Source organism: Pontibacillus yanchengensis Y32, from assembly GCF_000770635.1.
GTDB lineage: Bacteria > Bacillota > Bacilli > Bacillales > BH030062 > Pontibacillus > Pontibacillus yanchengensis.
In genome coordinates this window covers 33,346-52,477 of record NZ_AVBF01000026.1, presented here as the reverse complement: position 1 = coordinate 52,477, position 19,132 = coordinate 33,346, and the positions used below count along the sequence as shown (strand labels likewise).

Here is a 19,132-nt window from a genome sequence, read left to right as displayed (position 1 = left end):
AACATAAAACTATCTCTTTATATAACAACAACAAACTTTAACACAGCCTTATTCTAAGCCACAGCAACTCCGTTGAATAAGAACCCACCTTCTAAAGGATAATAAAGTTAATGTAAAAGACTTTATTCGTCTGAAGGAAGGAGGTCTGTCCGTAATGCTCAAGAAATTTACTCCGGTATTCAAAATATCAGCAGGTATTATGTTAGTTCTTGTTGTGATAGGAGTCGTTTGGCCGGATGGATTAGAACGTATTACAACGAATGTTCAAGCCTTTATAGCAAGTAAACTAGGGTGGTACTACCTTATTGTGACCACTATCTTTGTTCTTGTTGCGTTGGTCTTTTTATTTACACCAGTTGGAAAGATCAAACTAGGTAAACCAGGGGAGAAACCTGAATTTTCACGGCCTACGTGGATTGCTATGTTGTTTAGTGCTGGTATGGGAATTGGACTCGTATTCTGGGGAACAGCTGAACCTATTAGTCACTATGCAGTCAGTTCGCCTACTGGTGAAACAGGTACAGATCAAGCCATAAAAGATGCGATGCGATTTACGTATTTTCATTGGGGCATCCACGCCTGGGGGATTTATGGAATAGTCGCTCTTGTACTGGCTTATTTTAATTACCGACACGACAAGCCTGGCCTTATTAGCGCTACGCTTGAGCCCGTGATTGGAGATAAAGCAAATGGCACTACTGGAAAAGTGATTGATATTTTTTCGGTCATTGCTACGGTAATTGGGGTTGCTACAACACTTGGGTTTGGAGCAGTACAAATAAATGGGGGCTTGGCATATTTATTTGATATCCCTAGTAACTTTTTTATGCAACTGATCATTATTATAATTGTTACCGTTCTATTCATGATTTCAGCATGGACGGGATTAGGAAAAGGAATTAAAATTTTAAGCAATGCAAACATGGGATTAGCAGCACTACTGTTTCTGTTAATTTTCTCATTAGGACCTACAATGTTCATATTAAACATGTTCACCAATTCGATTGGTACTTATATTCAACAGTTGCCTGCCATGAGTTTTCGTATCGCGCCGCTCAATGAGGAAACAAGAGAATGGATTAAATCATGGACAATCTTTTATTGGGCATGGTGGATTGCCTGGTCTCCGTTTGTTGGAATCTTTATTGCTCGAGTTTCAAAGGGGCGTAGCATTCGGGAATTCGTATTTACGGTATTACTTGTTCCTTCCGTTATTGGTTTCTTATGGTTCGCGACTTTTGGTGGCACAGCGATTCATCTTGAACATACTGGTGTGGACACGATTTCGAAGCTTGCTACAGAAGAATCACTGTTTGGTGTATTGGCAAATTACCCATTAGGAATTGTGGCTTCTATTGTAGCCATTACCCTTATCAGTACGTTCTTTATTACATCTGCCGATTCAGGTACATTTGTATTAGGATTAATGACAACTGGGGGTACTGGTGATCCCAGTCAAACCATTAAATTAACCTGGGGAGTACTACTCTCCGCAACAGCACTTGCTTTATTATACACCGGGGGTCTGCAGGCCCTACAAAACACGATGATTATTGCAGCCTTTCCTTTCTCGGTTATTATGCTGCTTATGTCGATGAGCTTTGTTAAGTCAGTATATCAAGAGGGGAAAAAGCTAGGGATTAGCAAAATTAATCAATCAGGTGAAGAATCGGAATAGAACTAGTAAAATCCCGAATCCAAAATGGATGCGGGATTTTTGTTCTCGTCCAGGGAATTATAAAATTCAATGCTTGTGTATAACTGAAAAAGTGATGCGGCCACGTCCAGCTCCAGCGCCCAGCGACTAGCAAACTTCCGGCGCCTCCTTACGATAAGTCAACATCGAATCGCTTTCGCTCTTCGTGTTTCCTTTCGGCCCACACGACGTGGGTTGGTTCGATGTTGCTGCGTGAGGCAGCGGTCTTAATCGAACTTCCTTACGACAGTTTGTACGTCGCTAAACGGGCGCCCCGAGCTTTTGTTTATTTATTCCAACCTTTTTCCTTAAAACGAGAAATGGCTTCTATACGATTTGTAACCTCAAGCTTATCAAGGATAACAGAGATATAGTTTCGGACTGTTCCAGGGGTGATGTAAAGCTCACTGGAAATGTCTTTGGTATTTTTACCATCAGCCATGAGTTGAATGACTTGCTTTTCGCGTTCAGTTAGAGGATTTTCGTTTCCAAACGCGAGATCCACCAGTTCAGGAGCGAAGATACGCTGTCCATCCATGATTTTGCGGATGGAGGTAGCTAATTCTTCACTTGGACTGTCTTTTAATAAATAGCCACTGACACCAGCTTTTTGAGCTCGCTCAAAGTATCCAGCCCTGGCGAAAGTCGTTAAGATGATGATTTTACAAGATTCATCCTTCAATTCTTCCGCTGCATCAAGTCCGCTTTTTACGGGCATTTCAATATCCATGATGCATATATCAGGTTGAAGGGTCTTAACAAGGTTGCAGGCCTCTTCACCATTACTTGCTTGACCTACGACTTCCATACCTTCTTCTAAATCAAGTAAGGAACCAAGTGCACCTAGTAACATACGCTGGTCTTCTGCAATGACAATGCGAATCATACAGATTCCTCCTGTTCGGTTTGTTGAATGACATTAGGTACGCGAATGTTTAATGTTGTTCCCTGATCTGAAAGAATCTCTAAATTTCCGTTCACAAACTCTAAGCGTTCACGCATTCCTTGTAGTCCATGTCCTTGATACGATTGGGTATCATCTGAAATGCCAATACCGTCGTCTTTTATTTGGATGTGTACGTCCGTTTCCGATTGCTCAATCGAAACGTAACACCAGGAAGCCCCACTATGTTTTACAATATTTGTCGCAGCTTCTTTCAAGCACATGCTCAACACGTTTTCCACTAATAATGGTGTGTTAGTGAGAGTAGTGTCTCCGTCAAATTGAAATTCCATTTCTGCAGCTTCTATGATTTGTTGCACCCGTGTAATTTCATCTTCCAGTTTTGCCCCTCTCATATTGGAAACCATTTCTCGTACTTCTTTTAGGGCTGTCCTGGCGGTTTGTCTTATGTCGTGAATTTCATTAATGGCATTCTCAGGCTTTACTGGTACCAATTTGCCTGCTAAATCACTTTTAAGCCCAATCAATGAAAGCTTATGACCAAGTGTGTCATGTAAATCACGAGCAATACGCTCTCGTTCTTCTAATACCATCAGTTGTGAAATTCGTTCATTTGCATCCTGAAGCTGCCCCTCTAGTTTCTGTTGCTTGTTGCGATAACGAATCGTGAAAGGTAATAAAATGACTCCTATAATGCTAATGATAATAAATGGTAGTTGTGGAAATAAAGACTCATTTTGTGTGAATAAAACGATTGTAACCGCTGCAACAGTTGTCGATAGGTGCACGATATATAACGAGAGAAAGCCACCCTTATGGTGTATATTCCCAATAAAGAATGCAAGGAAAAGGGAAAAGTATATATAGCCAAATAACATGGTCATGATTAAGCTTATCGCCATTTCAATGCTAACCCATAAATAAACGAGACGGCTATTCGAGATGAAGGAGAGTCGGTAAGATAAAAAGAAAACTAACGTCATACCGATGCCAATTAAAATCTCCGTCATCGAAGAGGATCGAAATATAAAGAAAAAAGGAAGTAAGCAAAATATAATCCATACGTAGGAGCTAAGTCCTGTGTTTTTGGGGATAATGTGATACCACGTCTGCATAGGTTCTCCTTTCTGACACGTCTCTAGTATAGGTATAGCATATCCTATAAGAATAGAACCTGTCACGATTTCACAATGATTGTTTCATATGTAACAAAGGAAAAACCCATTCCTTGATGAATAGAATGGGTTTTTCATTACTATTATTTGTCCTGAAAGCTCGGTCGCTTCCCATTTATCATGGCTTTTGCTCGAGCAACTGCTTCCGAATTCTTCAGAAGTGGTTTTACCTCTTTGAAGCTGACAAAGGTTTTATTTTTCGTATCGTAAAGACGGAACCGAAGAGATTCTAAGCTTGATTTCAATGTGATTGTCGTTACTTTTTGTAACGGTGGTGTTGATTCATGCGCCTCTTCCAAGTTATAGTTCGGAACTCTAGGGCTTAAATGGTGAACGTGATGGTAGCCAATACTTCCGGAGATCCATTGGAGAATCTTCGGTAGCTTATAATAGGAACTTCCATCAACAGCTGCTTTTACAAAGTCCCATTCTTCTTCATTTTCGAAATAGGAATCTTCAAATTGGTGCTGTACATAGAATAACCAAATACCCAAGATGCCAGAAACGTAAAGAATAGGCAGTTGAATGATGAGAAATGCTTGCCAGCCAATTGCCCATAAAAGCACGGCGTAAATGGCTATAATAGAAATAGTTGTTACATGTGTATTCAAGCGTTCTTTTTGTTTTGCATCGCTACGATTGAAGCGGTTTGAAACTAAAAATAAATATAACGGACCTAATCCAAACATGACGATAGGATTACGGTATAGACGATAAGCTAGCTTGCCCCAGAAGGAAGCAGCAAGGTATTCGTCAACGGTCATAACCCATATATCTCCCGTTCCTCGTTTATCTAGATTCCCGCTTGTAGCGTGGTGGATAGAATGCTCTCTTTTCCACTTTTCAAACGGAAACAGTGTAATAATGCCGGTGATTGTCCCAATAATTCGGTTTGCTTTCTTGCTTTTCAAGAATGACTGGTGGGTACAATCATGAAAGATAATAAAGACACGAACAACAAAACCTCCTGCTAGCATAGCTAGAGGCACAGCTATCCATGCGGAGATAGCTAGGCTTTGATAAGCAAGGTACCAAAGTAGTAAAAAAGGCAATAGGGTATTGATTAACTGTCTTACCCCTGCGGCTGTACTAGGCTTTGCATATGGTGACACACTCTTTTTTAGTTCTTTTTGTTTTTGTTTATCCATATTTATTACTCCTTTACACAGGCATATCTCGACCAACTTACAGTCTTATCATAGATGATATGGCGTTGGTTTATAAGACATAAACGTCAGGTGACATATATGATATTTGTCATGGGTGTTTGTACAAACGTGCTAGAAAAGTCTTTTTTAGTTTGTAGTACCAAACTTTTTTTATGCGTAATTTTTGTTAGCTGCAGAATCTTATTAGGATAGATGAATGTATAGAGAAGAAATAAATATCGATATAAATAATATGTAACCTTCCAACCATAATAAAGATGAACTTTATTTTGAAAGAGGGTAAAACATGCAAACACATGATAATCAAGGATTTTCCCACGATGAATTTAAGCTAAATAAATCAGGGTTTGATACTACCATGCCAGGACACACATCAAACCATCCTGAAAAAATGATTCTACGTCAGGAACCTAGAACGGCTCGTCATGAAGGCTCTGGAATTAGCCTGCCTTATGATACTCGTTTAGAGTTAGGGTTGATGCTAGATGAGCATAACTGTGCACTATCTGTGGCGCTAAACCAATACACGAAGCACCATTGGCTCACGGAAGGTGCAGAGTCATTTGGAAGCTTGCACCACATTTTAGAAGAACACATCACGGTGACGCAGGAACACATTGATAAGATCGGTGAAAGGGTAGCCCGTTTAGGCGTTGTTCCAACGGCTCACCCGGTGACCCAGCATGAGCTTTCCTACATCAAGCACGAAGTCGAAGGGCGTTATACGATGCGTGATTTTCTTCGTAACGATCTAGAGCATGAGATTAAAATTCAAGGAATGCTTCGCAAGACCATTAACCGCGCCCATCAATTGCATGATTACGGTACAGTGGAAGTATGTGAGCAGGTACTCTTGAAAAGAGAGGACTTCGGGTATCACCTATGGAGTCTGTTAGAAGATGACACCTTAGTTAGAGGCATGTCTCATCTATTAGATGGAAATCTTGATATTGCTACATCTAGACATTTAAATGATAATCTCCCGCAGTAAGGAAAAGGCGAGCGAAGGTAGCGCTCGCCTTTTTGTATGGGATTGTAAATAGTCAGAATATATAAACTTTTCTTCGTAGATAATCTAGTTATACTCCGTTTATTCATTAGGTCAAAAGTAACAATCGTATAAAATGTAAAATAAGTGAATGTTTATGCACGAACCTACATGTTCAATCGGATTTATTGTGAAATTCATCACAATCCAGCTGTCCTAGTCATCACATCAAGCGCTTACAAAACCGGATAAGATGAAGGTGTAAACAAGAAAACTTGCTCGAGGAGGGATGAACAATGAAATATCCATTACATGTTACATCAGAAATAGGTGAATTAAAGACTGTTATTTTACATCGTCCTGGAAGAGAGGTAGAAAATTTAACACCTGAATATTTACACCGTTTACTGTTTGACGACATTCCGTTTCTCCCCGCTATACAAAAAGAGCACGATTATTTTGCTAATGCACTTCGTAACCAAGGAGTTGAAGTGCTATATCTAGAGAGATTATTAGAAGAGTCCCTGCATTCAAAAGCAATTCAAGAACAATTCGTAGATCAAATTCTTGAAGAAAGTAAATCAAATATTAATGGAGCAAGGCACAATGTGAAGGAATATTTATTACATGGTTCCGTTCAAGACTTAGTAGAAAAAGTTATGTCAGGAGTTTTGAAGACAGACATTGAACAAGAGAAAAAAGTACATCTATATGAACTAATGGCTGATCATTATCCATTCTATTTAGATCCGATGCCAAATCTCTATTTTACAAGAGACCCAGCGGCCGTGATTGGAAAAGGAATTTCTATCAATAAGATGAACGAGGGTGCTAGGGAAAGAGAATCAATCTTTATGGATTACATTATGAAATATCATCCACGTTTTGCAAAACACAACATACCAACATGGTTCACCCGTGACTCCAAATTCTCAATGGAGGGTGGCGACCAGCTCATTTTAAATAAGCATACAGTAGCAGTCGGGGTAAGCTCACGCTCTACACCGCAGGCGATTGAAAAAATGGCTATTAATCTATTTAAGCATCAAAAAGAAATCACGAAAGTCGTTGCTGTAGAAATACCAAAATCTAGAGCGTTCATGCACTTAGATACAGTTTTTACAATGGTAGATTACGATAAATTTACGATTCATCCTGCGATTGAAGGGCCAGATGGAGACATGAGAATTTTCATCCTTGAAAAAGGTGAAGAAGAAAACCGTGTCACCATCAAACAAAGAAATAACCTAGCAGAAACCCTTAAAGAAGTCTTGGAATTAAAGGATATTGTTCTTATCCCATGTGGAGGCGGGGACCCTATCGCAGCAGCTCGTGAGCAGTGGAACGATGGTTCGAACACATTAGCTATTGCTCCAGGTGTAGTGATGACGTATGACCGTAACTACGTCTCTAACAAGCTATTAAGGCAACACGGATTAGAGGTTATTGAAATCCCGAGCTCTGAACTTTCAAGAGGTCGTGGAGGACCACGATGCATGAGCATGCCAGTGTACAGAGAAGATATCTAACGAATAGGAGAGGATATACATGAACTTACTCAATCGTCACTTATTAACCCTGAAGGATTATACTCCAGAGGAAATAGAATATTTGGTAGATACAGCCATCCATTTTAAACGTCTAAAAAACGAAGGAATACCTCATAGAGTGCTAGATGGGAAAAATATAGCCCTATTATTTGAAAAGCCATCGACCAGGACTCGTTGTGCATTTGTGGTAGCTTGCGTGGATCTAGGAGCTCATCCAGAGTACCTTGGCAAAAACGATATTCAATTTGGTAAAAAAGAGTCGGTAGAAGACACAGCCATTGTGCTTGGAAGGATGTTTGATGGTATTGAATTTAGAGGCTTCAAGCATGAGACGGTGGAAGGGCTGGCTAAGTTCGCTGGCGTTCCCGTTTGGAATGGGCTAACCGATCTCTATCATCCAACGCAAATCTTAGCTGACTTTATGACAATCAAAGAAAAGCTTGGTCATTTAAAAGGGGTGACCTTCTCTTATCTCGGTGATGCAAGAAATAACATGGGTAATTCCTTGCTTATCGGAGCCGCTAAGATGGGGATGAACTTCAGAGCAGTAGCACCGAAGGAATTATTCCCTTCTGATGACATTGTTTCCTATGCACGAAAAATTGCTGCACAAACGGGGGCTACCATCACACTGACAGAGGATGTGCAAGAAGGTGTAAAAGATGCAGATGTCATTTATACCGACGTATGGGTTTCTATGGGGGAAGAAGACCAATATGAACAGCGTATTCAAATGTTGAAACCATATCAAGTTAATCAACAAATGATGAAGATGACAGGAAAGGATTATACACTGTTCATGCACTGCTTACCTTCTTTTCATGATTTAGAAACCATGATTGGAAGAGAGATGTATGAAAAATTTGGACTATCAGAATTGGAGGTCACCGATGACGTATTTCGTAGTAAGAATTCTGTTGTCTTTGATGAAGCAGAAAACCGTATGCATACCATAAAAGCGGTCATGGCTGCTACGTTAACGGAGGGTGATGTGAATGAACGTATTAAACGAAGAGAATCTGTTCGCTCAACTTAAACAAGAGGAGCCGAATCTTCTTGATAGTCTGAAGAAACTTGTACGTATTCCAAGTGTTCTGACGGAAGATAAGACTCCATATCCATTTGGTGCACCTATACAGGAAGCATTGGAAACGACAGTACGTCTTTGTGAGGAGTTAGGCTTTCGAGTTTATATAGATCCAGATGGGTATTATGGCTATGCCGAAATAGGGGAAGGCAATGAAATGGTGGGGGTACTAGGGCATCTGGATGTTGTGCCCCCAGGAAGTCTTGAGAATTGGGAAACGCATCCTTTTGAACCTGTCATGAAAACAGGAAAAATGTATGGCCGTGGTACACAGGACGATAAGGGTCCTACCCTTGCTGCACTATTTGCGGCAAAAGCACTAATGAATATGGGAGTGACTTTCCCAAAACGATTACGATTTATCTTTGGTACCGATGAAGAAACATTATGGCGTTGCATGAACAAATATACACAACAAGAAGAGATGCCATCGTATGGATTTGTTCCAGATTCCTCCTTCCCGCTTACTTACGCAGAAAAGGGTCTTCTACAACTGCAGCTCGAAGCAGATAATGAAACAGCTTTGAGCATTGAAGGAGGGAGTGCCTTTAATGCCGTACCGGATTCGATTGTGTATCAAGGTGAGGATCAGGAGTTATTAGTAGATGCTTTACAGGAGTTGTCGTTTCCGTTTGAGGAAGCAGAAAATGGAGTGAAGATTCTTGGTAAATCTGCTCATGCACAAGTAACAGAACAAGGAATCAACGCAATTAGTCTACTAGCCATTGCGCTTCATCATATCGGTAAATCAACGAAGTCAATTGATTTTATTGCAAATGAAATTGGTGAGGATCCATATGCAACAAGCATTTTTGGCAACTGCGAGGATGAAGTAAGTGGAAAGCTCAAATGCAACATCGGGATGATTGATATAGGACAACGTGAAACCATTTCTATCGACATACGCATTCCAGTAACGGTAGATAAAGAAGAGGTTGTTCAATCATTAATCAATGTAGCAGATAACTATTCTTTACACTATAAAGAAGTCGATTGGTTAAAATCGATTTATATTCCGAAGGATCACTTTATCGTAAAAAATTTAATGGAAGTGTATCAAGAGGAAACTGGAGATACCGTATCAGAACCTATTTCAGCTGGAGGAGCAACCTATGCAAGGGCTATAGAAAATGCGGTTGCATTTGGAGCCGTATTTCCGAATCGTCCTAAGGTTGAACACCGACCGAATGAATACATCGACTTAACCGATTTGTTCTCCGCTATGAAAATTTATGCTAAGGCTATCTATCAATTAACCCGATAGTTTACGAAACGGAGGGTTTACGATGAAAAAATTTAAAATGCCTACTGCGTTTACGATTTTATTTCTCATTATTTTAGTGGTAGCGGTGATGACGTGGATTGTACCTGCAGGACAGTATGATTATGTGGATCCTGAAGCTTCTACACTTGAGCCAATACCAGGCACATATAGTTCAGCAGAACAAAATCCACAAGGTCTATGGGAAGTTCTTTATGCTCCAATAAAAGGCTTTTTTGATGCACAAGACATTGCCTTGTTTGTCATTGTGATTGGTGGTTTCTTAGGAGTAGTTATGAAAACGGGAGCCATTGATGCTGGAATTGGAAATGTTGTTAGGAAGCTTGAGGGTCGAGAAAGAGTCATGATTCCAATTCTTATGATCTTATTTGCTCTAGGTGGAACAACATATGGTATGGCCGAAGAAACGATAGCGTTCTATCCGTTAATCATCCCTATTATTATTGCAGCTGGATACGATGCCATAACGGCCGTATTGATTATTGCTGTTGGTGCTGGGGTGGGCGTATTAGGTTCCACCGTTAACCCATTTGCTACAGGCATCGCATCAGGTTTTGCGGGAGTGTCCATTGGAGATGGCATTATAGTCAGGGTATTGATCCTAGTCGTTTCTCTAGCTATAGCAATCTTTTACGTCATGCGATATGCCGACAAAGTGAAGAATGACCCTAGTAAATCCTTAGTATCTCATCTAGCTATTCAACATAAGGAAGATTTTCTAAAAGGAAATGACACTATTGAAGTTGTGGAGTTAACTAAAAGAAGAAAAGTCGTGTTATGGATATTCGGTTTAACGTTCTTCATTATGATACTTGGTGTTATTCCTTGGGCTTGGAAGTTTAACATTACACTATTTGAGGATATCAATAATGCGATTCTAGGTATTCCTGGTGTAGGTAGTGTGTTAGGCAACATCCTTCCGCTTGGTGATTGGTGGTTTGGAGAGTTAGCTCTATTATTCTTAGTGGCTTCCATTATTATTGGTTTGATTTACAAAATGCCAGAAGAAGAACTTACCGGTTCTTTTGTAGACGGTGCGAAAGATTTATTGGGCGTAGCTTTAATCATCGGTGTTTCCCGAGGAATTACCGTTGTCATGAATGATGGAGGAATGTCAGCAACTGTACTTCATTGGGGTGAGAATTTACTAGCTGAATTAGGTCCAATTACATTCGCTAATATTTCGTTCCTATTCTTTTTACCATTATCCTTCTTAGTTCCATCTACATCGGGGTTAGCTACACTGTCTATGCCAATTATGGCTCCACTAGCAGACTTTGCTGGAGTAGATCGTGCTATTGTCATCACAGCGTATCAATCAGCTTCTGGCATCATAAATCTAATCACGCCGACATCAGCTGTTATCATGGGAGCATTGGCCATCGCTAAAGTTCCATACGATATTTACTTTAAATTCATGTGGAAGCTGTTAATTGTGCTTACCCTTCTCGTCATGACTGTGTTGAGCATTGCAGTATTTGTATAAACGATTCAACGTAGGAGGCGAGCATTTTAAGCTCGCCTCCCACTTAATAGGCATGGAGAGGAGTCATATACAATGAACAAACAAAAGATTGTCATTGCTTTAGGTGGGAATGCCATACAAATGGGAAATGGAGCTACAGCAGAGGATCAAAAGCAGGCGTGCTATCAAACCGCAAAACAGCTGGCTCAAATTTCGAAATCAGGTCATGATATCGTCATCACCCATGGGAATGGACCACAAGTGGGGAATATCGTTCTTCAACAGCAACTCAATCAAAGTGAGAAGCTACCTGCTATGCCACTAGATACATGCGGAGCAATGAGTCAGGGGATGATTGGGTATTGGTTACAAAATGCATTGTATGAAGTGTTTCAACAAGAAGGTGTTACGCGTACGGCAGCTACTACCCTCACACAAGTAGTTGTTGATCAGAATGACCCAGCCTTTCAACATCCAACTAAACCAATTGGTTCTTTTTATAATGAAGCAGAAGCTAAAGAATTAACGGAGACAAAAGGATACACCATGAAAGAAGATGCAGGTCGAGGGTATCGAAGATTAGTACCTTCCCCAAAACCAATCGATATCATTGAAAAAGCCACGATTCAATCCCTGATAGACAACGAGTTTGTAGTCATTGCTGGTGGAGGGGGCGGAATACCTGTAGCGAAACGGGATGGAAAGCTAGTTGGGGTGGAAGCGGTTATTGATAAAGATCTTACAACCGAAAAATTAGCTGAGCTGATTGATGCAGACACGCTATTAATTTTAACAGCTGTTGAAAAAATCTCCCTTCATTTTGGTTCACAACAGCAGCAAGATTTAGAGCAACTAACATATGAGCAAACCGTAACATATAAAGATCAAGGGCATTTTGCGCCAGGAAGTATGTTACCTAAAGTAGAAGCTGCGTTAGCGTTTGTGGATTCGAAACCTGGTAGAAAAGCCATCATTACATCTCTAGACAAAGCGTATGATGCTATTTTAGGAAAAGCAGGAACGACCATCTTGTCCAAAGAAGCTTGTCTATCCTAGAAAGAGGTTCTCTCGAATGGAGAGAACCTCTTTTTATTCAATCGTAGATAAGAAATGGATAGGGTCTTTTAGGATAAGGTGTTTGTTCTTTTGGATGACAAGTTTATCGTCTTTTTTAAGAGAGCTAAACACATGACTAACGGTTTCTCGGGATGTCCCTGTTAGCCTTGCTGCCTCTACTGTTGTAATGGGGCAAGGGATAACCAATTCACCGTCTCTTTCTTCTCCAAGATCCTCTGCCAGGTATCCTATTAATTGGATGATACGTTTACTAGCACTAGAATTTGTCATACTTAGCAACCTATGTTCTAACATGACAATCTTATTGGTTAAACATCTGACTAAGTTTATTAATAACTTCTTGTTCCGCTTTAATAATCCCTCAAAGTAATACGTAGGGATGTATAGGAGCTCTACATCCGTAAAAGCCTCTGCACTATAGGAATAATTCTCATCATAAAATAACCCCTCGTATGGAAAGAAAGAAGATGGCTTCAAAAAAGCATCAAAACGAGTCGTCCCACTAGTGTTTGTTTTTTCTAAGCGAACGTATCCCTTCACAACCATATAAAATCTCTCTCTTGGATCACCCTCCATAAACAACAGTTGCCCTTTTTTATAATGCCGGAAATAAGCATGAGCTTCGATATCCTTTAGTTCCTTGGGAGTTAAAATAGACAAAACATCGGAATGTTGAATTGCTTCTGTTGGGAACACCTTTTTCACCGTCATGCAGAACACCTCCATCTACATTAAGTGTACGGTACAGCATGCACGTAAACGCTTCAAAAATATTACAAATTCTTGAATAATTAAGGCAGTATATATGACCTATGCGATGAAAATTGATAGGTACAAAGAACGTGACACTGATGTCGTTTTAACGTGAATAGTCACTTCTTTTGTAGAATCGATTGATTATTCTGAAAGTAACAGTATATTAAGAATAACGGCCGATTATTCATCATTTTTTTGAGGGAGGAAACAGATAGTGAAGAAAAGTAAAATGTTGATGTCTGCATTAGCACTTACCTTAATGGTAGGACCATTAAGCACAAGTGCAATGGAAAAAACGGTAGAAAGTGTGGAGGACCTACATAAGCATCACTCACATGAGGGTTCACCGTTCGACTTGGGAATTGCCAATGATGAAAAACTAATCGAAATGCTAAAGAAGGACGGTAAGATTGCGAAAGATGCAACACCAGCTGAAGCGGAAAAAGGGTTGAATAAGTTTCTGAAAGCAAAGGCTGAATCTGCTGACAAAGCAGCGGGAGAGTTGTCCGAGGAAGCTGGAGATTCTAAAGCGAAGTTGCAAGAAGCGATGGAGAACGGTAGCTTAACAAACGGAAAGGGTAATAAGCTTGGACAAGCTAAAAAGAATAAACCAGAAGGAGTAACAAAAGAGGTATATGATGGTGAAATGCGTACGGATAAAGTACTTGTCCTGCTTGTCGATTATCCAGACAAGCCACATAACTCAATGACAGCTGATGAAACAGATATGTATTACGAAGGCGATGATGCATACTCCAGTGAGCACTATCAGGATATGTTATTTGGTGAAAGTGGCTGGACAGGTCCAGACGGTAAAAACTATGTTTCTATGAAACAATATTATGAACAGCAATCTGGTGGAAGTTATTCTGTAGAAGGGGAGGTTGCTGGATGGTACACAGCAAGTCAGCCTGCAGCCTTTTATGGTGGAAACTATCCAAAAGAAGATGATAGTGATGTGAATGCTCGTGGTCTTGTGAAGGAAGCTCTTGAAGCTGCTGCAGCAGATCCAACTGTAGATATTGCAGATTATGATCAGTGGGATCGTTATGACCTTGATGGTGACGGTGATTATTTAGAACCAGATGGCCTTGTGGACCACTTAATGGTTATTCACTCTGGCGTAGGGGAGGAAGCTGGTGGTGGATCACTAGGATCTGATGCGATTTGGTCGCACCGTTGGAATCTTGGTGGGGTAACACCGATTTCTGGTACTGAAGCAACTGTTCCTTATTGGGGTGGCGAAATGGCAGCTTATGACTACACCATTGAGCCAGAAGACGGTGCCGTTGGTGTAATGGCACATGAATTCGGACATGACCTTGGTCTTCCAGATGAATATGATACACAGTACACAGGTGCAGGTGAGCCTGTAAGCTACTGGTCGATTATGTCTAGTGGTAGCTGGGCTGGAGATGTTCCAGGAACGATGCCTACTGGATTTAGTCCTTACATGAAGGAAATGTTACAGACTTCAGCTGTAGTGGACAATGAGGGAACGAAAGGGAACTGGCTTTCAGGATCTGAATTGAATCTTGAAGATATCAATGGAAAAGGGACAGAAGTATTACTGGATGAAGCAGTAACTAAAGGTACGAATAATGATGTTGTGAAAATAAATCTTCCTCAAAAGGAAACGGTTATTAATGAACCTGCTAGCGGAGAGTATTCATATTTCTCTGGTAGTGCAGATGATTTACACCACTACCTTACTACAACAGTTGATTTAACAAATGCAACAAGTGCCGAGTTCAATTTCAAAGCCTGGTATGACATTGAAAAGGATTGGGATTATGCATATGTAACGGTAAATGGTGAGCCAATAGCTAGTGATATTACTACTAATGAGGATCCGTACGGAAGTAACTTAGGAAATGGTATCACAGGTTCTTCTGATGGCTGGATTGATGCTTCCTTTGATTTGTCTGCTTATGCAGGTCAAGAAGTGGAAGTAGCGATTGAGTACGTCACAGATGGAGCGGTATCGAACCCTGGTTTCTACGCTGATGATCTGTCTATCGTAGTAGATGGAGAAGAAGTCGTGTTTGATGATGCTGAAGGTGATGCTAAGTTTAATTTAGATGGCTTTACTAAGAACGATGGTATCAAACGTTCTGATCACTACTACCTACTAGAATGGCGTAGTCACAATGGTGTGGATGAAGGACTTACTAACATTCGTCGTGGTGATAGCTTAATGACATTTGATGATGGTCTTGTTGTTTGGTATGTCGATCAGAAGTATAGCGAAAACTGGACTGGTATTCATCCTGGAGATGGTTTTGTAGGTGTTGTAGATGCGGATCAACACACCGTCAATTATAGCAACAAAGAGGTAGCGACCACTCGTTTCCAAGTACACGATGCAGCTTTCAGTCTTGATAAGTCTGAAAAAATGTTCATTGATTATACAGATTTCTATGGTTATACATTAAAAGATAACTTCACAAAACGTAATCCACTATTCGATGACAGTGCAGATTACTCTAATAAAGGTCTAGTAGACGCTGGACGTAATGTTCCAGAATACGGGCTTAAATTCCGTGTAACAGGCCAAAGTGACGATGGAACAGTAGGGAAGGTGCTAATCTTTAAATAATATGGAACGCTTGCAACAAATCATGATTCTTTAGGTAAGGTAAAACCCCAAAATAACTTCAGCGGTAGTAGTTCCCATTCGAATTGCTACCGCATTTTTTTACCTTTTTGTAATGCGTTTGTTGTCGGTATGACTGCCTTCTATGTCGTATTACTAGAAGCTTTCACTAGTTTTGTTGAATCGATTGATTTTTCTGAAAATACCAGTATATTAATAGATACAAGCTTTTATTCGTAAATTTTGAAAGGGGACTTGTCTAATGAAAAAGGGAAACATGTTGTCTGCTATTTTTGCTTTGATGTGTACGATTGTAAGTTTGCAATGGAATGTTGTTGAAAAGTTGGGCAATCGATTTGCTACGCATTTGGATAGAGGCGCGATGTTTACTTTTGGCATTGGCATGGTTCCAAACGTGAATGTAATGGTGAAGCATATCAATAAAAATGATCTGCTTCCTGAATGGAAGAATTGGTTGAGGGCTATCATGAAAGAAACTGTAACTAGATATAGACAAAATCACTTCAATCGGCGAGCCAGGGGAAGTCCGATTTACGTAACATAAAAAAATCTATTAAATCATTTTCATATAGAGGGCATGAATACTACGTACGTATAACATGTAGAGCGGTAAAAAAAGAATGGGAGGTTTTGCGATACGATATACCTTTTTAAAAGTCTAAGGAAAGCTGAATAAAAGACTTAATTGCAATGTAATTTTCATAGGAGATGGGGGCGATATAGAAAACGTAAGAACTAGTTTTACTATTAATCTCGGGCGAAATACCAAGAGAGGGAGGGGACACCAGGCAAAAGCTGATTATAATAGACATTTTAAAGGCATGAGCTCTCATTCGAGCCCATGCCTTCTTTTTATTACCGGGGAAATACTATATTAATATGATGTTACTTGTTTGATTTGATTTTAAAGGGATTTTTCTTTTGGGTCTGTTTTAAAATCTTTTTAATCTCTTTCTTACTCTTCATTGTAAAACACCGCCTCTATGAAAAATGTTTCTATTATTTTGACCAAATAAGAATAGTTTTATACATAACTCTAGTAACTCTCTCATATCTTCTAGTAAAACGAACAAAAGTAGGTGCGTTCTTATGAGAGTATATAGCAAGCACGATATTCTTGGACAAGTATTAAACTTACCGAGAGTATCGAAACACAGCAAAAGTTTCTATCACCATGTTTTAAGAATAATCTCTTCTTTTTCAACGATGGTAGATGTACAAGTTACAGTTCCGTCGTTTGTGTACCTTCGGGCTAATATTTTGTGTGAACATATCGAAGAAGAATATGAAATGACATTTAAATTAAATGATCTCGTGTGGATTTTGTATAAAGATTTCATGAGGCATTCCTTTCATAAAGCGGATTTATACCAGTTATATAAAACCTTTCAAGAGCGAATGGATGATTCCATCGAGGTGTATCATTATGGACAATTAGTTGAGAGATTTCAGCATAAGTCCACTCAACTTAACAATATAATAGTAATGAAAGTACCTAAAAAAGAAGTTCGCAATGGGGAAGCATTATTAGCTGAAATGGATACATTATATCCAAATGCACTTATGTTTGAGGATATAATTTCACAGCTACTCATCCATTTTATAGAACAGTATAAGCATTCCTCGTCTAAAGATATGATTCATTCCCTGGTAAAAAAAGCAGAAAGGTACATGGGACGATAAGGAAGGGTGGGATTGTATGAGTGTTGATAAGGAAAAAGCGGAGCAATTAGAGAAGCTACTGACTTGTCTAACAATGGTTCAGGCAGAAAAGGAAGAAGACAACCATAAACAAAAACAAAACCTTCGTGGGATTACGAGTGAAGTTCTAAGAAAAAGTAAGAGCTTTTTCGATCGGGTGATAGTTAGAAAATCACTTGTATTAGCCATGATTATAAGCTTATTTGTGTTTGCGTCCGCTCCTATTCAAGTATTGATTGCTTATAGTTATACATTTCGTGTACCTATCTACATAGTGTCTAGTGTAGCTGTCGTCCTATATATGATTGGAAGAGGTGCGGATTGGTATCGGTGGTCATTGAATGTATGCTTCCCGTTCTTTGTCACAACGTTTTTTGCTCAACTGTCTAGTCTTGCTTATAGTATGCCGTACAAGGAATGGCTTTTGGAGGGAACTACAAATACTGGAACCATGATGATGGCCTCTTTTGGATACGCGGTGCTATTACTGGCTACGATCTTGTTGTTTCCTAAGCTTTCGAAGCGTATGGCAGTGTACCTTCAAAAACCAAGACATGTTCAACAACCTGAAAAAACATAACTAAAGAAGCCCCAGGGAATCAGGGGCTTACATATTTTATTTATGAGTTTTACTAGGTAATTTTTTTGCGTGATTTGCTTTACCTTGTCGCTGTTTGTTTTGCTCATCTTGTTTTTGCTTTGCTTGAAAATCCTCTACAAAATCATGTGTACTCTTCTTATCCATCTCATGTCCCTCCTTTTTTTATAACATTTCATACTGTAACCATTTCATATGAAAAGCATGCAAAGGAAAAGAGGAGAGATTAAATGCTAACTTTCCTGTGCGATTGAATTGTTTTCTTTTTCATCTTCAACCTCTTTGGATGCTGATTTTACTAAATCGGGCGAGTCATTAATAACTTTTCCTACATATAGATACCCACCTATTATTGGGATTGTCAGTCCCCAGTTTACAACTTGCCTAATTATAATTCCTTCATCAAACGCTTCTACTCCTTATTTAGTGATGAGCCAAGCTTTAATGCTGGCTAAGATAATATTTTGTAAGGCAAATGCAACTACGATCCAGTTAAATATGTAATATATTTTCTTGTGGAAGAAGAGCTTTTTATTGATTTGGCGATCGAAGCCTTGGAGTTCGGTGAAATCTAGAGCAAAATAGAGCGCAATAGGTTTCTTTATGATAATCGTAAACAGAAATAAACCTGCCACAGCATAGGCATAATAAACATTATTCCAAAGCAGATTAATGGCAGAACCTGATAACACATCAATAAGGGTGCCAATTATAAGATTGGAAATCATATAAATACCAAACACATTGACTTTCTTCAGTGCCTTGAAACGATAAACTGTATAAATGATGCCAGGTACAGAGGACAAAAGCATTGCATAGTAATCCCCAATAACGTCTCGAAGCATGTGCCAGATTACTAAAGGGAAAATGACATAGCAGATAATATCCAGCAGGACAAATTTGTTATTATTCAACAGATAGTCTCCTTATTTTTTTGTTTAGGAAGATTATATCACTCCATTATAGGTAAAGACATTTAATCTTGAATATTTTCCCTACATCACTCCGAAACGGAATTCCATTCTATTCCTTGTTATAATGGTAGTAAGTTTTTATATAGGAGGTGC

At 39.5% G+C, this 19,132-nt stretch carries 17 protein-coding genes; 11 read left to right on the top strand and 6 right to left on the bottom strand.

All coding sequences use genetic code 11. The features are described from left to right. Positions 1 to 154: 154 nt before the first annotated feature. Positions 155 to 1,678 carry a glycine betaine uptake BCCT transporter gene (locus N782_RS10775; protein WP_036819447.1) on the top strand — a complete coding sequence of 508 codons (1,524 nt, stop codon included), beginning with the start codon at positions 155 to 157 and terminating at the stop codon, positions 1,676 to 1,678. Between the two features lie 304 nt (positions 1,679 to 1,982). On the opposite strand, the gene N782_RS10770 is transcribed toward N782_RS10775, so the two are convergent. The 3 genes from N782_RS10770 to desA form a co-directional block, all read right to left on the bottom strand. After that, positions 1,983 to 2,582, bottom strand: coding sequence for a response regulator transcription factor (locus N782_RS10770; protein ID WP_036819444.1), 600 nt, complete (start codon positions 2,580 to 2,582; stop codon positions 1,983 to 1,985). Next, positions 2,579 to 3,715 (bottom strand): sensor histidine kinase, encoded by a 1,137-nt coding sequence (locus N782_RS10765; RefSeq protein WP_036819440.1) that lies wholly within the window; start codon positions 3,713 to 3,715, stop codon positions 2,579 to 2,581. The genes N782_RS10770 and N782_RS10765 overlap by 4 nt, the downstream gene beginning before the upstream one ends. Before the next feature lie 143 nt (positions 3,716 to 3,858). Beyond that, positions 3,859 to 4,923: a Delta(5) desaturase DesA gene (desA, locus tag N782_RS10760; RefSeq protein WP_036819438.1), complete on the bottom strand. Its 1,065-nt coding sequence runs from the start codon at positions 4,921 to 4,923 to the stop codon at positions 3,859 to 3,861. A 307-nt stretch (positions 4,924 to 5,230) separates the two neighbouring features. Between desA and N782_RS10755 the strand changes: the two genes are divergently transcribed. The 6 genes from N782_RS10755 (at position 5,231) to arcC (ending at position 12,372) form a co-directional block, all read left to right on the top strand. After that, entirely contained in the window at positions 5,231 to 5,935 is a 705-nt protein-coding gene (locus N782_RS10755; protein WP_036819435.1) for a Dps family protein, read from the top strand. A gap of 293 nt (positions 5,936 to 6,228) precedes the next feature. Then, the gene (gene arcA / locus N782_RS10750; RefSeq protein ID WP_036819430.1) at positions 6,229 to 7,461 is read left to right on the top strand and encodes an arginine deiminase; all 1,233 of its coding nucleotides are present in this window, start codon (positions 6,229 to 6,231) and stop codon (positions 7,459 to 7,461) included. Between the two features lie 19 nt (positions 7,462 to 7,480). Then, the gene (gene argF, locus N782_RS10745; RefSeq protein WP_036819428.1) at positions 7,481 to 8,518 is read left to right on the top strand and encodes an ornithine carbamoyltransferase; all 1,038 of its coding nucleotides are present in this window, start codon (positions 7,481 to 7,483) and stop codon (positions 8,516 to 8,518) included. Continuing rightward, on the top strand, positions 8,478 to 9,833 hold the full coding sequence (locus N782_RS10740) for a M20 family metallopeptidase (protein WP_036819425.1): 1,356 nt from the start codon (positions 8,478 to 8,480) through the stop codon (positions 9,831 to 9,833). The genes argF and N782_RS10740 overlap by 41 nt, the downstream gene beginning before the upstream one ends. 22 nt (positions 9,834 to 9,855) lie before the next feature. Further along, positions 9,856 to 11,337, top strand: a complete 1,482-nt coding sequence (locus N782_RS10735; protein ID WP_036819423.1) for a YfcC family protein — start codon at positions 9,856 to 9,858, stop codon at positions 11,335 to 11,337. Positions 11,338 to 11,409: 72 nt separating this feature from the next. Next, positions 11,410 to 12,372, top strand: coding sequence for a carbamate kinase (gene arcC / locus N782_RS10730; protein WP_036819421.1), 963 nt, complete (start codon positions 11,410 to 11,412; stop codon positions 12,370 to 12,372). 33 nt (positions 12,373 to 12,405) lie between these two features. On the opposite strand, the gene N782_RS10725 is transcribed toward arcC, so the two are convergent. Further along, a complete protein-coding gene (locus N782_RS10725) occupies positions 12,406 to 13,104 on the bottom strand; it encodes a Crp/Fnr family transcriptional regulator (protein WP_036819417.1) in 699 nt (232 codons plus the stop codon). A 274-nt stretch (positions 13,105 to 13,378) separates the two neighbouring features. On the opposite strand from N782_RS10725, the gene N782_RS10720 reads away from it, so the two are divergent. The 4 genes from N782_RS10720 (at position 13,379) to N782_RS10705 (ending at position 18,047) form a co-directional block, all read left to right on the top strand. Further along, positions 13,379 to 15,748 carry an immune inhibitor A domain-containing protein gene (locus N782_RS10720; RefSeq protein ID WP_036819469.1) on the top strand — a complete coding sequence of 790 codons (2,370 nt, stop codon included), beginning with the start codon at positions 13,379 to 13,381 and terminating at the stop codon, positions 15,746 to 15,748. A 259-nt stretch (positions 15,749 to 16,007) separates the two neighbouring features. Beyond that, positions 16,008 to 16,310, top strand: coding sequence for a hypothetical protein (locus tag N782_RS10715; RefSeq protein WP_036819416.1), 303 nt, complete (start codon positions 16,008 to 16,010; stop codon positions 16,308 to 16,310). Positions 16,311 to 16,855: 545 nt separating this feature from the next. Then, a complete protein-coding gene (locus N782_RS10710) occupies positions 16,856 to 17,449 on the top strand; it encodes a hypothetical protein (RefSeq protein WP_036819415.1) in 594 nt (197 codons plus the stop codon). Between the two features lie 16 nt (positions 17,450 to 17,465). Beyond that, entirely contained in the window at positions 17,466 to 18,047 is a 582-nt protein-coding gene (locus N782_RS10705) for a hypothetical protein (RefSeq protein WP_036819414.1), read from the top strand. 36 nt (positions 18,048 to 18,083) lie between these two features. Here the strand turns inward: N782_RS10705 and N782_RS21040 are convergent, their stop codons facing one another. Continuing rightward, positions 18,084 to 18,212, bottom strand: a complete 129-nt coding sequence (locus N782_RS21040) for a DUF4023 family protein (protein WP_084103059.1) — start codon at positions 18,210 to 18,212, stop codon at positions 18,084 to 18,086. A 272-nt stretch (positions 18,213 to 18,484) separates the two neighbouring features. After that, positions 18,485 to 18,979, bottom strand: coding sequence for a VC0807 family protein (locus N782_RS10700; RefSeq protein ID WP_237582644.1), 495 nt, complete (start codon positions 18,977 to 18,979; stop codon positions 18,485 to 18,487). Positions 18,980 to 19,132 lie beyond the last annotated feature (153 nt).

What these genes read in the sequence shown, in the direction of transcription:
- N782_RS10705 (WP_036819414.1), top strand. Translation starts at nt 17,466, where the DNA reads ATGAGTGTTGATAAGGAAAAAGCGGAGCAATTAGAGAAGCTACTGACT.
- N782_RS10725 (WP_036819417.1), bottom strand. Translation starts at nt 13,104, where the DNA reads ATGACGGTGAAAAAGGTGTTCCCAACAGAAGCAATTCAACATTCCGAT.
- N782_RS10770 (WP_036819444.1), bottom strand. Translation starts at nt 2,582, where the DNA reads ATGATTCGCATTGTCATTGCAGAAGACCAGCGTATGTTACTAGGTGCA.
- N782_RS10735 (WP_036819423.1), top strand. Translation starts at nt 9,856, where the DNA reads ATGAAAAAATTTAAAATGCCTACTGCGTTTACGATTTTATTTCTCATT.
- N782_RS10765 (WP_036819440.1), bottom strand. Translation starts at nt 3,715, where the DNA reads ATGCAGACGTGGTATCACATTATCCCCAAAAACACAGGACTTAGCTCC.
- argF (WP_036819428.1), top strand. Translation starts at nt 7,481, where the DNA reads ATGAACTTACTCAATCGTCACTTATTAACCCTGAAGGATTATACTCCA.
- N782_RS10710 (WP_036819415.1), top strand. Translation starts at nt 16,856, where the DNA reads ATGAGAGTATATAGCAAGCACGATATTCTTGGACAAGTATTAAACTTA.
- N782_RS10715 (WP_036819416.1), top strand. Translation starts at nt 16,008, where the DNA reads ATGAAAAAGGGAAACATGTTGTCTGCTATTTTTGCTTTGATGTGTACG.
- arcC (WP_036819421.1), top strand. Translation starts at nt 11,410, where the DNA reads ATGAACAAACAAAAGATTGTCATTGCTTTAGGTGGGAATGCCATACAA.
- N782_RS10755 (WP_036819435.1), top strand. Translation starts at nt 5,231, where the DNA reads ATGCAAACACATGATAATCAAGGATTTTCCCACGATGAATTTAAGCTA.
- N782_RS10775 (WP_036819447.1), top strand. Translation starts at nt 155, where the DNA reads ATGCTCAAGAAATTTACTCCGGTATTCAAAATATCAGCAGGTATTATG.
- desA (WP_036819438.1), bottom strand. Translation starts at nt 4,923, where the DNA reads ATGGATAAACAAAAACAAAAAGAACTAAAAAAGAGTGTGTCACCATAT.
- N782_RS10720 (WP_036819469.1), top strand. Translation starts at nt 13,379, where the DNA reads ATGTTGATGTCTGCATTAGCACTTACCTTAATGGTAGGACCATTAAGC.
- N782_RS10740 (WP_036819425.1), top strand. Translation starts at nt 8,478, where the DNA reads ATGAACGTATTAAACGAAGAGAATCTGTTCGCTCAACTTAAACAAGAG.
- arcA (WP_036819430.1), top strand. Translation starts at nt 6,229, where the DNA reads ATGAAATATCCATTACATGTTACATCAGAAATAGGTGAATTAAAGACT.
- N782_RS21040 (WP_084103059.1), bottom strand. Translation starts at nt 18,212, where the DNA reads ATGGATAAGAAGAGTACACATGATTTTGTAGAGGATTTTCAAGCAAAG.